The following is a 15,015-nucleotide window of genomic DNA, read 5'->3' as shown; positions in this document are numbered from 1 at the left end:
GGCTACGGTTTCGTAGGCCCGGCAAGCGCAGCGCCGCCGGGCAACTCCTGTTAACGATCGTCTTTATGATCCAGACGGTCGCGCTGGTCATCCTTACGCTGATACTCCCCGTCAAACGTCTCTCCGTTACCTGGGCCAGTAGTGAATCCACCCCCCGGCATCCGGTTAAAACGTAAATGCGGCATCAGTTTCAGCGTCAGGAGTTTTTGCACTGGCGGGAAGAGCAGCAGCAAGCCGAGGAAGTCGGTGAAAAACCCAGGAATAATCAGCAAGATACCGCCAATAATCAGCGATACGCTTTTGATCATCTCTGCCGCCGGGCTCTCGCCAGCAGCCATCTTCTGCTGCATTAACAGGAAGTTTTTGAAACCCTGATTGCGCACCAGCGACATGCCAATGACCGAAGTGAAAATCACCAGGATCAGCGTCAGCAGGACGCCAAGCACATGGGCGACCTGAATAAAAATAGAAATCTCTATGTAAACATAGAGAAAGATTGCAGCTAACGGTATCCAGCGCACTGGCTTCTCCTGTGTGGCAGACGCCGTTAAGGCCCCTGTCGGTATCAATTTGCGATTCGCGTCTGTAAGAAATGGAGGCGGTTAGTCAAAATTCAATCGGTTTGCACGGATATTTTTTCTGGAAATATTCAAGCGGTGATTCATTTCACAGATTGATAAATATCATGTAACAGGGTCCATAATAAGTGATCCAGGTTACGGCATTTCGCTATCATCAGCATATCATTCCGGGTATCTGGCCGATTCAGGGGATAATCGTCGGTCAGAAAATAGACATAACCACAGATGTACTGTGTGTTTAGTACAATCAATCGGCAGCTTGAAAAGAAGGTTCACATGTTAAACAACATTCGTATCGAAGAAGACTTGTTGGGTACCAGGGAAGTTCCAGCGGATGCCTACTATGGTGTTCACACTCTGAGAGCGATTGAAAACTTCTACATCAGCAACAGCAAAATCAGCGACATCCCTGAGTTTGTGCGTGGCATGGTGATGGTGAAGAAAGCCGCAGCTATGGCAAACAAAGAGCTGCAAACCATTCCGAAAAGCATCGCCAATACTATTATCGCCGCCTGCGATGAAGTGCTGAACAACGGCAAGTGCATGGATCAATTCCCGGTCGACGTCTATCAGGGCGGCGCGGGTACATCGGTGAACATGAATACCAACGAGGTACTGGCCAACATCGGCCTCGAGCTGATGGGCCACCAGAAAGGTGAGTACCAGTACCTGAACCCGAACGATCACGTCAATAAATGCCAGTCTACCAACGACGCCTACCCGACCGGTTTCCGTATCGCCGTCTACGCCTCGGTGGTGAAGCTGGTGGATGCCATTAACCAGCTGGGCGAAGGCTTCCAGAACAAAGCTGTCGAATTCCAGGATATCCTGAAAATGGGCCGCACCCAGCTGCAGGACGCGGTGCCGATGACCCTCGGCCAGGAGTTCCACGCGTTTAACGTGCTGCTGAACGAAGAAACCCGCAACCTGATGCGCACCTCTGAACTGCTGCTGGAGGTAAACCTCGGCGCAACGGCCATTGGTACACGTCTGAACACCCCGGATGGCTATCAGCAGCTGGCGGTGCAGAAGCTGGCCGAAGTCTCCAACCTGGCGGTTGTACCGGCAGAAGATCTGATCGAAGCGACCTCCGACTGCGGCGCTTACGTGATGGTGCACAGCGCGCTGAAACGTCTGGCGGTGAAGCTCTCCAAAATCTGTAACGACCTGCGCCTGCTCTCTTCAGGTCCACGTGCGGGTCTGAACGAAATCAACCTGCCGGAACTGCAGGCGGGCTCGTCTATCATGCCAGCCAAAGTGAACCCGGTAGTGCCAGAAGTAGTAAACCAGGTGTGCTTCAAAGTCATCGGGAACGACATTACCGTCACCATGGCTTCAGAAGCGGGTCAGCTGCAGCTGAACGTGATGGAGCCGGTGATTGGCCAGGCGATGTTTGAGTCGATTCACATTCTGACCAACGCCTGCTACAACCTGCTGGAGAAATGCATCAACGGCATCACCGCCAACAAAGCGGTATGTGAAAGCTACGTCTATAACTCCATCGGCATCGTCACCTACCTCAACCCGTTCATCGGTCACCACAACGGTGATATCGTCGGTAAAATCTGCGCCGAAACCGGGAAGAGCGTGCGAGAGGTCGTACTTGAGCGTGGCTTGCTGACAGAAGCCGAGCTGGATGATATCTTCTCGGCTCAGAACCTAATGCACCCGGCCTATAAAGCAAAAAGATACACGGATGAAAGTGAACAATAACAGTTCAGGTTAAACTTCATGAAGGCACGTCACTTGACGTGCCTTTTTTGTTTTTAGGCGTTACCAAAACACAACAATTCAATATCAACTTGTTAATAAGCAAGGTAGGCACTCATGTTTGGAGCAGAACTCGTCGTCGTCCTGTTGGCGATATACTTAGGGGCAAGGCTCGGGGGGATTGGCATCGGTTTCGCCGGTGGTCTTGGCGTACTTGTACTTACTCTCTTTTTTCAAATTAAACCCGGCGCTATTCCGTTCGACGTTATTGAGATCATCATGGCGGTTATCGCCGCTATCGCCGCCATGCAGGTTGCGGGGGGTATGGACTACCTGGTGAGCCTGGCGGAGCGTATGCTGCGCCGCCATCCGAAATACATTACCTTCCTTGCGCCGCTGGTCACCTGGTTTATGACCATTCTGGCCGGGACCGGCCATACCGCGTTCTCCACCCTGCCGGTGATTACCGAAGTGGCGAAAGAGCAGGGCATCCGTCCATCCCGTCCGCTCTCCATCGCCGTTGTCGCGTCACAGATTGCCATCACCGCCTCGCCGATTTCCGCGGCGGTGGTGTTCTTTGCCGGTATTCTGGAGCCGATGGGCGTGAGCTACCTGACGCTGCTGTCGATCTGTATTCCGGTCACCCTGATTGCGGTGATGATCACCGCGGTATTCTGTAACTTCCTTGGCGCCGAGCTGAAAGACGATCCGGTCTATCAGGAACGTCTGGCGAAAGGCGAAGTGAAGCTGCGCGGCAGCCAGGCCTTTGTCCTGAAGCCACACGCTAAACGCTCCGTGCTGCTGTTCCTGATCGGGATTATCGCGGTGATGTTCTACGCCACCGCCATCAGCGATACCGTAGGGCTGATTCAGAACCCGGTCCTGCCGCGTAACGAAGCGATCGTGGTGTTCATGCTGACCATCGCCACGCTGATTAGCATCACCTGTAAAATCGACACCAGCGAAGTGCTCAACGCCAGCACCTTTAAATCCGGTATGAGCGCCTGCGTGTGCGTACTGGGTGTGGCCTGGCTGGGCGACACCTTCGTCAAAGCCCATATCACCGATATCCAGACCGTCGCCGGCGATCTGCTGCATAACTATCCGTGGCTGCTGGCGGTGGTGCTGTTCTTTGCCGCGACCCTGCTCTACTCCCAGGCGGCGACCACCAAGGCGCTGATGCCTGCGGCCCTGATGCTGGGCGTCTCTCCGCTGACGGCGATTGCCTCATTTGCTGCGGTTTCCGCGCTGTTCGTGCTGCCAACCTACCCGACCCTGCTGGCTGCGGTTGAGATGGATGACACCGGCTCCACCCGTATCGGTAAGTACGTGTTTAACCACGCCTTCCTGATCCCGGGCGTGATTGCCATTACCCTGTGCGTGGTCCTTGGCTTCATCATCGGCGGGATTGTGCTGTAAACCGCTTTTGGTTGTAAAAAGAGTTAAAGTCGGGCCGCTTAGCGGCCCGATTCATTAATGAGCAGCAGCCGGTCGTGATATAGTGATTTTTTTCGCGATACCGAGGTCGACTTGTGAATACGCCCGACACTGTTGTTGTTCTGTGTACCGCTCCCGATGAAGCTACCGCTCAGGATCTTGCCGCCAAAGTGCTGGCAGATAAGCTCGCAGCCTGCGTGACCATCCTCCCCGGCGCCACCTCCCTCTACTACTGGGAAGGCAAGCTGGAACAGGAGTACGAAGTGCAGATGCTGCTTAAATCCAGCGTGGCCCATCAGCAGGCGCTCCTCGACTGCCTCAAATCCCATCATCCTTACCAGACACCGGAACTGCTGGTTTTGCCAGTGCTCCACGGCGATAACGACTATCTCTCATGGCTCAACGCTTCCTTACGCTGATCCTGCTGCTGTGCAGCACGTCAGTCTTTGCCGGGTTGTTTGATGCACCCGGCCGCTCGAACTTTACGCCTGCCGATCAGGCTTTTGTCTTCGATTTTCAGCAAAACCAACACGAACTGAATCTCAACTGGAATGTGAAGGAGGGATACTACCTCTATCGCAAGCAGATTAGCATCACGCCCGCTCAGGCGCAGGTCGGCGCCCTTCAGCTGCCCGCCGGGGCGGCGCACGAAGATGAATTCTACGGCAAAAGTGAAATCTACCGGGGCCAGCTGTCGGTGCCCGTCGCCGTCGCGCAGGCGGATAAAGGCGCGACCCTGACGGTGACTTATCAAGGCTGTGCCGACGCCGGTCTCTGCTACCCGCCGGAAACCAAAGTTATTCCCCTCAGCGAAGTGAAAGCGGCCGCCGTCCCTGCGGTTTCCCCTCTCCCCTCAGAGGAGAAGGCCAGCGCAGGAGGCGAACTGCCCTTCTCCGCTTTCTGGGCGTTGTTGATCGGCATCGGTATTGCCTTCACGCCGTGCGTGTTGCCCATGTATCCGCTGATCTCCGGCATCGTGCTCGGCGGTCAACAGCGACTCTCCACCGGCCGCGCGCTGCTGCTGGCATTTATCTACATACAGGGGATGGCGCTCACCTATACCGCGCTCGGGCTGGTGGTCGCGGCCGCCGGGCTGCAGTTCCAGGCCGCGCTCCAGCACCCTTACGTGCTTATCGGCCTGTCGGTGGTCTTTATCCTGCTGGCGCTGTCGATGTTTGGCCTGTTCAGCCTTCAGCTGCCCTCCTCCCTGCAAACCCGCTTAACGCTGATGAGCAATCGCCAGCAGGGCGGCTCTGTGGGCGGCGTATTTGCCATGGGGGCCATTGCCGGGCTGATCTGCTCGCCCTGCACCACCGCCCCGCTCAGCGCGATCCTGCTCTATATCGCCCAGAGCGGGAATATGTGGCTCGGCGGCGGCACGCTGTATCTCTACGCCCTCGGGATGGGTCTGCCGCTGATGCTGGTGACGGTATTTGGCAACCGCCTGCTGCCGAAGAGCGGCCCCTGGATGGAGACGGTAAAAACCGCGTTTGGTTTTGTTATTCTGGCGCTGCCGGTGTTCCTGCTTGAACGGGTGATCGGCGATGTCTGGGGCCTTCGTCTGTGGGCGATGCTGGGCGTCGCCTTCTTTGGCTGGGCCTTTATCAGCAGCTTAAACGCCCGCAAGCCGTGGATCCGGGTGGTGCAGATCCTGCTCCTGGCCGCCGCGCTGGTCAGCGTGCGACCGCTGCAGGACTGGGCCTTTGGTGCCCCCGCCGCCCAAAGCCAGGCGCATCTGAATTTCACGCCGATCGAAAATATCGACGCGTTACATCAGGCGCTGGCCAAAGCCGAGGGGAAACCGGTGATGCTCGACCTCTACGCCGACTGGTGCGTCGCCTGCAAAGAGTTCGAAAAATACACCTTCAGCGATCCGCAGGTGCAAAACGCCCTGAAAGATACTGTTCTGCTGCAGGCCAACGTTACGGCGAACGGCCCGCAGGATAAGGCCCTGCTAAAAGCGCTCAATGTGCTCGGTCTGCCCACTATCTTGTTTTTCAACGCACAAGGTGAAGAGCAGCCTGCACAGCGAGTGACAGGTTTTATGGATGCCGCATCGTTCAGTGCGCATTTGCGCGATCGCCAACCGTAAACGACACTTCAGATGGGAAAGTACGAAAGTAAACGGAGGAGAAAACCGTGCAACGTGAAGATGTTCTGGGCGCAACCCTGCAATTGCTTGAAATTCAAGGGATAGCCAGCACCTCGCTGGAGATGGTTGCCGAGCGCGTGAATTATCCTCTGGATGAACTACGTCGTTTCTGGCCCGATAAAGAGGCGCTGCTGTACGATTCTCTGCGCTATCTCAGCCAGCAGGTTGATACCTGGCGCAGACAATTGATGCTCAACACCGAGCTTTCGGCAGAGCAAAAATTACTGGCGCGCTACTCTGCGCTTACCGAATGCGTGCGTAATCATCGCTATCCGGGCTGCCTGTTTATTGCCGCCTGTACCTTTTTCCCGGATCCGGGACACCCGATCCACCAGCTTGCCGACCAGCAAAAACGCGCCTCGCATGACTTTACGCATGAGCTGCTGACCACGCTGGAAGTGGACGATCCGGCGATGGTGGCAAAGCAGATGGATCTGATCATGGAAGGGTGCCTCAGCCGGATGCTGGTGAACCGCAGCCAGGCCGATGTCGATACGGCACAGCGTCTGGCGGAAGATATTCTGCACTTCGCGCAGTGCCGCAAAGGTGGGGCGCTGACTTAAGCCAGCATCCCCGCCCAGGCAGAAATGAAGAGACACAGCGCCATCAGGCGCTGAAAACGCACCATCGCCGCCGCGGTCCGAAACAGCCTGTTCACCGCCTGCCCCAGCCATGCCCAACACAGCAGGCAGGCAACGGAGATCAGCAGAAACCAGAGCGCCATCAGGGCGATATCCCGTAACGCATGCTCTCCCGCCGGGGCAAACAGGCTGACCACCGCCAGCGCCATCATCCAGGTTTTAGGGTTGATCACCTGCAATAACGCCGCCGCGCGCGCGGTAAAGTGGGTATGCGTTGCGCCGGACAGGTTTGCCGCGGGCGCACAAAACAGCTGCCAGCTCATCCAGCTTAACCACAGCACGCCAGCCCAGCTCATCACCTGCCGCACCAGCGGATACTGGCGCAGCACCTCACCCGCCCCGGCTCCCGAAATCAGCACAATGGCGCTGGCCGCCACGCAGGCGCTCACCAGCGCAGGTAGGGTCGCCTTTACCCCATAATGCTGGCTGTTGGTCAGAATAAGGATATTGGTGGGCCCCGGCGTTATCGAGGCAACAAAAGCAAACAACAGAAACGGCATCAGATTCACAGGTGACTCCTTATTATAAGAGCCCTGACAGTGCCGCTATTTTCTGGAAACGTCTGGAAGGTTTGTGCACAACCGACGGTAGTGGGCAGGTGTGATCCGGTAAGCCCGCTGGAACCAGCGGCCTAAATGGCTTTGGTCGGCAAACCCCAGCGCCGCCGCCACGTCCACGGGCAGATCCCCGCGCGCCAGAAACTGCCGCGCTTTCGCCAGCCGCAGCTGAATCAGCCAGGCATGGGGCGCCAGGTGGAACTCGCGCTTGAAGCAGCGGGTGAGCGTGAAGCGATCGGTGCCGGTCTCCCGGGCCATGTCTGAGAGACCAATATTGTCGCCCAGATGGGCATAGAGATAGTCCCGCGCCCGGTGCGCCACTGCCGCGCTCTGCAACTGTGAGGGTAATTTTTTGCGCCAGTGACAGTGGGAGGTGAGCTGCGCCAGCAGATTATCCATCGTGCTTTGCTGGACGATCTTCATCTCGTCATTGTGCAGCGTCGCAAAGGTATCGCCAATGGTGCGCACCAGCTGCGGCTCGCGAGTCAGGGTTTGCTTAAAATGCAGGGAGTAGCTGCCGGGCGTGGAATCATACAGGCCATGCAGGGTGTCAGTGAGCCAGCGCTCGTCGAGATAGAACGTCAGATAGGTGAAGCCGCCCGCAACCGGCGCGTCGCCGTCGTGGATCTCGCCTGGTTCAAGCAGGAACGCATCCCCCGGATGGCTACGGTGGCGCTCCCGGCGGCAATGGAACTGCTGGGTGCCGCTGAGGGTGATCCCCACCAGATAGCTGTCGTGCCAGTGCGGATCGTAGGCGTGCCCTTCAAAGTGCGCCTTAATGGTTTCAATTCCCGTATCTGCATGCTGTCGCAGCTCAAGCCAGTCGTTCACTGTCGCGCCCCCTTTTTCGCTGTCAGCATTGCCCGGGTTTACCTCTGTGTCTGGAAGATTTGTGCAAAATCGCCGCGCAAACCGACAGATTGCCGCAAACTTAAGCAGTTGAACAGCTTTTCCCGAAATAAGGTTGACGACCGTACGTGATTGCGGTTTAATGCGCCCCGTTGCCCGGATAGCTCAGTCGGTAGAGCAGGGGATTGAAAATCCCCGTGTCCTTGGTTCGATTCCGAGTCCGGGCACCAAATTCATACCAACGGACCTCCACGGAGGTCCGTTTTTGCATTCTAAGCCCTCAAAAATCAACACTTCTACAATCCCTTAACTCCACCCAACTCAATCAACTTCAACCCGCATCAAGTCCCTTGTGAGGGTACAACTGAGGGTATAGTCTGATTCGATAAAATTTATACCCCTTTTACTATCAGGAGATACCGCCAATGGCGCTCACTGACGCTAAAATCCGTGCAGCTAAACCGGATGAAAAACCTTATAAACTTGCCGACAGCGGCAACATGTTTTTGCTTGTTCACCCTAACGGTTCCCGCTACTGGCGGCTCCGCTACCGGTTTCTGGGCAAAGAGAAAACGCTCGCTCTGGGTGTTTACCCTGAAGTCTCGTTATCAGAAGCAAGGGAAAAACGCGATGCGGCAAGGAAGCAGATAGCTGAGGGAACTGACCCGTGCGAACAGAAACGTATCAAAAAGTCTGTACCCGAAACAGCTCAGACATTTGAAGGCATCGCAAGACAGTGGCATAAGAGCAATAAAAAATGGTCTGCCTCACATAGTGAGAAGATACTGAAAAGCCTCGAAACTCATGTGTTTCCCTTCATCGGCTCACGCGATATTACCTCACTCAGGACGCCAGATTTGCTTATCCCCGTTAAAGCAGCCGAAGCCAGAGAGATATACGAGATAGCCGCCCGCCTTCAGCAACGTATCACTGCAATCATGCGCTATGCTGCCCAGTCCGGCATCATCAGCTATAACCCCGCTGTCGATATGACTGGTGCATTAACAACAGTGAAACGACAGCACCGCCCCGCCCTGGCCCTCAACCGCATTTCAGAACTCCTTGAACGCCTGGATACATACCGGGGTCAGCCTCTGACACGGCTGGCAACAAAACTCACCCTGCTTATCTTCATCCGTTCCAGTGAACTCCGTTTCGCCAGATGGTCTGAGATCGACTTCGAAAAAGCCATGTGGACGATCCCTCCGGAGCGGAAACCTATTGACGGGGTCAAGTACTCGCATCGTGGCTCCAAAATGCGGACAGAACATCTGGTACCACTCTCTACTCAGGCGCTGGATATTCTGAAGCAGATCCACACTATCAGTGGAGAGCATGAACTGATTTTCACCGGCGACCATAATCCATGGAAACCCATGAGTGAAAATACGGTAAATAACGCACTGCGGCTTATGGGTTACGATACGAAGGTCGAGGTCTGTGGCCACGGCTTCCGGACAATGGCCTGCAGTTCATTGATTGAATCAGGATTATGGTCGAGAGATGCGGTTGAACGTCAGATGAGCCATCAGGAGCGTAATGGCGTACGGGCGGCTTACATTCACAAGGCGGAGTTTCTGGATGAACGAAGACTGATGCTGCAATGGTGGGGGGATTTTATCGACGCAAACATTCACGAGGTTGTTTCTCCTTTTGACTACGCCAGAGTCAATAATCCACTGAGATAATCAGGATTTCACTTATAAGCCCCGTAATCAGCCATCCAGCCTTTACGGTTGGCTGGCTTCACCTTCTGGATTTTTTTTTGTAAAGACTGACGGCAAACCGTACGAAACAGAATCAGATAAATACCCGGCTTTCCATTAACCATTTAACCAATTAAATTAAAACAACAAACATATAATGTTACATTTACAGAATTTTATAATTTAGTAAAATTTGTAAATTGTGCAGTATCTGATATCAATCCAGAGGCTACTGACCATGAAGATCCCCGTTTATCTGAAACATAAACCTGTCATTACTGTCGAAAATTATGATCGTATTGATGGTCCATACGCTGACGACAGTGATGCCAAAGGCCTGTCAGTCGGCATCGCGCAGTGGAATTCCCCCGGCTGGACAGAGTTGTCAGCTAAAGTCTGGCGCAATACCGGAGAAAAATGGTCAAGGCAGTCAGAAGAACTTCCTCTGCACAGGGTGATAGACCTTGCAACCCTAGTCTGTATCGTGATGGATTACAGCAGGAATGGGCGTCTGTCTTCTGATGATGATTTTCCGGTCAGTCGGGCGGGAGATAACCCGGACCTGGAACATCACACGGAACTAATGAAAAAAGAGCTGAAGCAGAATCACAGATATCTGGATGAGAGTCTTAAACGACTTGCTGTCGAATTAAAAAGGGCCGGCTACTGACCGTTGTGGAAGCATCCGGCTGGTTAAACACCTTCCCGGTTGTCATCAAATATTGGTAAGATGTGAGTTTCCCCCACAGGTTAGGAGGTAAAATGACCCCAAGGCTGCCGTTTGCGTTTGCTGTATTTCTGGGCTCATATTTGCCACTTAGTATGATCCTGCTCATTCAGGATTTTGATGACAGTAAATATAAAAGGCATCTTTGCTTTGATTTATTGACATCTGACTCCTGTAACCTGCCGTTTAAGGAACCATTACTGTCCGTCAGTTTATTTCTCATCTGCCTGGTATGTTTTCTTCTTTCATGGCTTATATTAAAACTGGCTAAAAGCGATGAGCAAAAAATCAGGATTCTGGAAGTAAAGTATACGCCGTCAGACCTGATGAACTATGTTCTCCCTTACATTGTTTCGTTCATGAGCATTAATTACCAGGAGACCAACAAATTTTTGGGGTTTATTGTATTTCTTCTCTGGCTCTTCTGGCTGTCTTATAAGACCGGACAAATAATACTTAACCCTATACTTATCGTATTCAACTGGAAAATGTATGAAGTAACTTATCGACATCCAGGTAGCAAAAAGACACACTCAGGTGTGGTATTATCAAACCTGAGTATTTCCCCTGATTCTGATTACGAATATCAGACAATACAGTCTGTCATTATTATTAGTGGAGATAAGGATGAAACTTAAAGAATTACAGGATTTTGATATCCAGAGTGCAACACTTTCTGTCTGGGTGTTCAGGAAACAGACAGTAAAAAGTAACTCGGTATACAGGGGGAAATGGATCACTGTTGTTCCTGAACTCAAAACTGAACTGACGGAATTTATTTGTGCTGAAAGAGGAAAATACACGGAGACTATTGAGTATTCACTGCTGGCCCAGAACAATGAAGCCAGCCTGATGCTGATTGGTTCCGGAGAAACCTCTGCGGTTGCAATTACAGCACTATCTGCGGACCAGACACAGGCCAGAAAAGTAAAAGAAATCAAAGAACTGGCGAACTGTGATTTTTACTCTGTGAAACTGGTGTCCGGAGATACTGTACTACATTGTGTCAAAAAAACAGATCCATCATGGGCAACGAAAAAACAATCCGGATTACGATCTGTTGTTTTCAAAAACAATAAATTAAAAATAGATGACACCCCTCGTTTTAACATAGCAAAAGATTTTGATTTTTATATTCTTGGTGACAATGTTTTCATCAAAAACAAAAAAACGTTTGAATCCCTTCTGAGTTATAAAAAAGCTCACCTTACTAACTTTAACGATCTCGTTGATGAACCAGAATTCAGTCAGCTCTTTACCGATGCCGAGCCACTAAAAAGATATGTCGGAACAAACGCAATGCAGCTAAGAAGAGCATCGGCCATAAAAGAAAAAGGATTCTATAAGTTACCGGAGTTTATGGCAAGCCTCAGGGAACATGCCTCGCGGTTCCGGCTGAATCTTCAGTTTGATGAACAGGGCAGGATTATTGCCAGTGATGCCTGCTGTGCCGATATATTTCAGGCCCTGCTTGACCATCGCCTGCAGTCACACTTTGCCGCACATATCTACGATGTTCCGAATGCGTCACCAATTCAGTAAAAAAGTCAGGGATGAATTTTCCATCATCCCTGATTCAATACCTGCTAAATCAACCCCCACCTCATTTTTCTGCGGATATATCAGTTATAATACCTGTCTCAGCCTCACGGAATCCTTCCTGTATAATTCTTTTATATCTGGCCAGTGCCCTATCCCTGCGTTCTTCTTTACTCAATGTGGGAACGCCATAATGAATAACATCGCCATCAAACCGGAAATCTTCCAGGTCTTTCCAGGCAAATTGAGTCCAGAAAGTAACGACAGAACCATGGACAACCCCCACCTCTCCCAGGGTCTTTTTAAGAGGGACTTTTTTGCCATCAAAGACCAAAGAATGATTAAGCGATACCTGAATGTTTTCGTCTGAAAATGTCGCTGGTTTCGGAAGGCGGAAAAAATTCCGCAGAATGTTGATTACATCTCCCGCAGTAAAGCTCCCCGCCACAGGGATCCGAAACACGGAATCCTGTCGACTGGAATACAAAAAAATATCAAAAGGTGAATCTTCCAGTTGTTGCCGGAGCTCTTCGGTATAGCGTACTGAAAAGGTATTACTAATGGCTGAAACAAATCTGTTTTGAGGAACATCGAGAAGCTTTCTGAAATTACGTTCAACGTCAAGGGGATGCTTTTCACACAGAGACAACCATACCGATTCGCTCATGACATCAATGTCAGGCAGGACCTCTTTCAGCCTCTTTTCCGCCCCCCCGGTAACAGGGACGTTGACGCACAAAACATACTTTTCCCAGCCCAGCACATGCCGGGCCGCTTTGGCTGATATGACTGACTCAATAGCTTTTGTAACATTGAAATCACCAGCCTTACCGGATTCCACACACTTGCACTGATAAGCTATTCGGGCGGAGGGATACCAGAGATCAATCCCCTGCTCAGGAGGATTTCGGACATAAATTTCACTGGTACCATGCTGAAGATTCAGCAACTTACAACAAAAATGCTCCCAGACATCCGGAAAATTATGCTTTTCAGGAACACAGAGGAATGGTGGATACAGGCGATAATGTGTGCTCATTAGTCAGAAGACCCTGGGTAAAAAGAATATCGACCCATGGTCTATCATGAACAGCACTGAACTGACAACTCTCCCCCCTGAAAAACACCGTTATTCGGCGATCCAGCGAAATGTTATCAGCCGTACTTCGGTAATGTTATTAGGCGGTCTCTGTGAGTGGTAATACGCAATAGGTGTTTTCATAAGAAATGCCACTGCCATTTTTTTAATTTTCACATCTCAGACTTAAAAAATCCCCCTACAAGAAAATAGAATTATATTTAAAGTGATAATTAAACAAGCAGGTATCATCATAACCAATGAGGCCTGCCTATTTTTACTCCGATCACCTGCGTATTTTCATGAACGGAGATCACCCAATAACATCCATCGAGATCGGGTAATAACATTTGAGCAGATCGCTGAATAACATCGATGGAGATCACTTTTGACTCACTTTGTTATTCGGTGATCTCCATCAATGTTATTGGAACTTCACAGGTGTGTTGATCTGTATCTTTTGCCATTCCGGTGAAGGATACCTATGCCGACAGCTCCAATCTCTATGAGAAAACTCAAAGAAATACTTAGACTTAAATATGGTGCCGGACTCAGCCATCGTCAGATTGGCCGGAGTCTGGCGATCTCACCTTCTGTCGTATCCCGCTACGCCAATCGGGCGGCTCAGCTTGGTATTAAACAGTGGCCGTTGCCCGCAGAATGGGATGATGCAGCGCTAATGCATACGTTCCTTCAAACGCAGGTGAAGATGAAGAAACACTCCCTGCCAGACTGGGCTACGGTATACAAAGAGCTGCGTAATAAATGCGTGACGCTTCAACTGCTCTGGGAAGAGTACGGAGAACGCAATCCTGGCGGCTCTTACAGTTATAACCATTATTGCCGGATGTATCGCGAATGGCTGAAAACCACCTCGCCATCAATGCGCCAGGTCCATAAAGCTGGCGAAAAACTCTTCGTTGATTACTGTGGGCCAACCGTTGACATTACCAACCCTGATACCGGGGAAATAAGAACCGCGCAGATCATCGTGGCCGTTCTCGGGGCGTCAAGTTACACATGGGCAGAGGCCACCTGGTCCCAGCAGCTTGAGGACTGGGTTATGAGCCATGTTCGTTGCTTCCGGTGGCTTGACGGTGTTCCTGAGCTTGTTGTTCCGGACAATCTGAAAAGCGCCACGTCACGGGCCTGTAAATATGATCCTGACGTTAATCCAACCTACCAGCAGATGCTTGAGCACTACAATGTTGCCGTGATACCAGCGCGGCCGCGTAAACCAAAAGATAAAGCCAAAGCAGAAGTGGGCGTTCAGATCGTCGAACGCAGGATCCTGGCCCGGCTCCGTCACCAGGTCTTCTTCTCGCTTGCTGAGCTGAACCACTGTATCCGTACGCTGGTAACCGGGCTCAACGAACGTCCCTTCAAAAAACTGCCGGGCAATCGCCGTGAGGCCTTCGAAAGGCTGGACAAAACTGTGCTCAGGCCATTACCGGTGCAGCAGTGGCGCTACCGGCACATCAAAAAAGCGAAGGTGAATATCGATTATCACGTGGAATATGAACAGCATCACTACTCAGTCCCCCATCAGCACGTCGGTAAAACTGTGGAGCTTCATGCCTTCGACAACCAGCTTGAAGTCTGGTCTGACGGGCAGATGATCGCCAGTCACCCGCGGCGTCTTCATCCGGGCAACAGTACGGCAGCAGAACATATGCCGGAGCGCCATCGTCATCATCAGCAGTGGACGCCAGAGCGGCTGAAAAGCTGGGCGGCCGGTGTGGGCTCCGACACCTTCACGTGGGTCAGCGAGCGTCTGGCTGAAAAAGCGCATCCGGAACAGGCCTATCGCCTGTGTCTGGGGCTGCTGAGCCTGACGCGTGAATATCCTTCTGAGCGCGTCAATAACAGCTGTCGGCTGGCCAATGCAGAGGGATTAACCCGGCTGAAGCAGATAAAGTCGATCCTGAAGAATAACCGCGACCTGGTTCCGGCGGACAAAGATCTGCACCCGTCCCAGGAGCTTCCTCAGGAACATGAAAACATCCGTGGCCCACGCCACTTCCACTGAAACAAGGGA

The 15,015-nt window shown here is 52.1% G+C and carries 14 protein-coding genes and 1 tRNA gene; 11 read left to right on the top strand and 4 right to left on the bottom strand.

The window, feature by feature from the left end:
- Positions 1 to 50 precede the first annotated feature (50 nt).
- Positions 51 to 521, bottom strand: coding sequence for an FxsA family protein (locus G7090_RS02065; protein ID WP_166181361.1), 471 nt, complete (start codon positions 519 to 521; stop codon positions 51 to 53).
- Positions 522 to 857: 336 nt separating this feature from the next.
- Here G7090_RS02065 and aspA point away from each other — a divergent pair, with 336 nt between their 5' ends.
- The 5 genes from aspA (at position 858) to G7090_RS02040 (ending at position 6,443) form a co-directional block, all read left to right on the top strand.
- Positions 858 to 2,294, top strand: a complete 1,437-nt coding sequence (gene aspA / locus G7090_RS02060; RefSeq protein WP_106994018.1) for an aspartate ammonia-lyase — start codon at positions 858 to 860, stop codon at positions 2,292 to 2,294.
- A gap of 114 nt (positions 2,295 to 2,408) precedes the next feature.
- Complete coding sequence (locus tag G7090_RS02055; RefSeq protein ID WP_166181360.1) at positions 2,409 to 3,710, top strand: anaerobic C4-dicarboxylate transporter; 1,302 nt, start codon at positions 2,409 to 2,411, stop codon at positions 3,708 to 3,710.
- Between the two features lie 113 nt (positions 3,711 to 3,823).
- Entirely contained in the window at positions 3,824 to 4,147 is a 324-nt protein-coding gene (cutA, locus tag G7090_RS02050) for a divalent cation tolerance protein CutA (protein ID WP_106994016.1), read from the top strand.
- Complete coding sequence (locus tag G7090_RS02045; protein ID WP_166181359.1) at positions 4,123 to 5,820, top strand: protein-disulfide reductase DsbD; 1,698 nt, start codon at positions 4,123 to 4,125, stop codon at positions 5,818 to 5,820. The genes cutA and G7090_RS02045 overlap by 25 nt, the downstream gene beginning before the upstream one ends.
- Positions 5,821 to 5,867: 47 nt before the next feature.
- Complete coding sequence (locus tag G7090_RS02040) at positions 5,868 to 6,443, top strand: transcriptional regulator (protein ID WP_106994014.1); 576 nt, start codon at positions 5,868 to 5,870, stop codon at positions 6,441 to 6,443.
- On the opposite strand, the gene G7090_RS02035 is transcribed toward G7090_RS02040, so the two are convergent.
- Together G7090_RS02035 and G7090_RS02030 are read right to left on the bottom strand one after the other, a co-directional pair.
- Positions 6,440 to 7,030 (bottom strand): LysE family translocator, encoded by a 591-nt coding sequence (locus G7090_RS02035; protein ID WP_106994013.1) that lies wholly within the window; start codon positions 7,028 to 7,030, stop codon positions 6,440 to 6,442. The genes G7090_RS02040 and G7090_RS02035 overlap by 4 nt on opposite strands.
- A gap of 36 nt (positions 7,031 to 7,066) precedes the next feature.
- A complete protein-coding gene (locus G7090_RS02030; protein WP_166181358.1) occupies positions 7,067 to 7,909 on the bottom strand; it encodes an AraC family transcriptional regulator in 843 nt (280 codons plus the stop codon).
- Between the two features lie 172 nt (positions 7,910 to 8,081).
- Between G7090_RS02030 and G7090_RS02025 the strand changes: the two genes are divergently transcribed.
- The 5 genes from G7090_RS02025 (at position 8,082) to G7090_RS02005 (ending at position 11,902) form a co-directional block, all read left to right on the top strand.
- Positions 8,082 to 8,157 (top strand) — tRNA-Phe (locus G7090_RS02025).
- Between the two features lie 195 nt (positions 8,158 to 8,352).
- Positions 8,353 to 9,615 (top strand): integrase arm-type DNA-binding domain-containing protein, encoded by a 1,263-nt coding sequence (locus G7090_RS02020; protein WP_023336677.1) that lies wholly within the window; start codon positions 8,353 to 8,355, stop codon positions 9,613 to 9,615.
- Positions 9,616 to 9,871: 256 nt separating this feature from the next.
- Entirely contained in the window at positions 9,872 to 10,303 is a 432-nt protein-coding gene (locus G7090_RS02015; protein ID WP_005123253.1) for a DUF6530 family protein, read from the top strand.
- Between the two features lie 92 nt (positions 10,304 to 10,395).
- Entirely contained in the window at positions 10,396 to 10,998 is a 603-nt protein-coding gene (locus tag G7090_RS02010; RefSeq protein ID WP_023336676.1) for a hypothetical protein, read from the top strand.
- Complete coding sequence (locus G7090_RS02005) at positions 10,988 to 11,902, top strand: Kiwa anti-phage protein KwaB-like domain-containing protein (RefSeq protein WP_023336675.1); 915 nt, start codon at positions 10,988 to 10,990, stop codon at positions 11,900 to 11,902. The genes G7090_RS02010 and G7090_RS02005 overlap by 11 nt, the downstream gene beginning before the upstream one ends.
- A gap of 61 nt (positions 11,903 to 11,963) precedes the next feature.
- Here G7090_RS02005 and G7090_RS02000 read toward each other — a convergent pair whose 3' ends face one another.
- The gene (locus G7090_RS02000) at positions 11,964 to 12,938 is read right to left on the bottom strand and encodes a hypothetical protein (protein ID WP_023336674.1); all 975 of its coding nucleotides are present in this window, start codon (positions 12,936 to 12,938) and stop codon (positions 11,964 to 11,966) included.
- Between the two features lie 523 nt (positions 12,939 to 13,461).
- Here G7090_RS02000 and istA point away from each other — a divergent pair.
- Positions 13,462 to 15,006 (top strand): IS21 family transposase, encoded by a 1,545-nt coding sequence (gene istA / locus G7090_RS01995; RefSeq protein WP_023336673.1) that lies wholly within the window; start codon positions 13,462 to 13,464, stop codon positions 15,004 to 15,006.
- Positions 15,007 to 15,015: the final 9 nt, after the last annotated feature.

The organism is Leclercia sp. 29361 (assembly GCF_011290365.1).
In the GTDB taxonomy this organism is placed as follows: Bacteria; Pseudomonadota; Gammaproteobacteria; order Enterobacterales; family Enterobacteriaceae; genus Enterobacter; species Enterobacter tamurae.
This window is presented reverse-complemented; position numbering and strand designations above follow the sequence as displayed.

What these genes read in the sequence shown, in the direction of transcription:
- aspA (WP_106994018.1), top strand. Translation starts at nt 858, where the DNA reads ATGTTAAACAACATTCGTATCGAAGAAGACTTGTTGGGTACCAGGGAA.
- G7090_RS02055 (WP_166181360.1), top strand. Translation starts at nt 2,409, where the DNA reads ATGTTTGGAGCAGAACTCGTCGTCGTCCTGTTGGCGATATACTTAGGG.
- G7090_RS02045 (WP_166181359.1), top strand. Translation starts at nt 4,123, where the DNA reads ATGGCTCAACGCTTCCTTACGCTGATCCTGCTGCTGTGCAGCACGTCA.
- G7090_RS02020 (WP_023336677.1), top strand. Translation starts at nt 8,353, where the DNA reads ATGGCGCTCACTGACGCTAAAATCCGTGCAGCTAAACCGGATGAAAAA.
- G7090_RS02015 (WP_005123253.1), top strand. Translation starts at nt 9,872, where the DNA reads ATGAAGATCCCCGTTTATCTGAAACATAAACCTGTCATTACTGTCGAA.
- G7090_RS02010 (WP_023336676.1), top strand. Translation starts at nt 10,396, where the DNA reads ATGACCCCAAGGCTGCCGTTTGCGTTTGCTGTATTTCTGGGCTCATAT.
- G7090_RS02005 (WP_023336675.1), top strand. Translation starts at nt 10,988, where the DNA reads ATGAAACTTAAAGAATTACAGGATTTTGATATCCAGAGTGCAACACTT.
- G7090_RS02000 (WP_023336674.1), bottom strand. Translation starts at nt 12,938, where the DNA reads ATGAGCACACATTATCGCCTGTATCCACCATTCCTCTGTGTTCCTGAA.
- istA (WP_023336673.1), top strand. Translation starts at nt 13,462, where the DNA reads ATGCCGACAGCTCCAATCTCTATGAGAAAACTCAAAGAAATACTTAGA.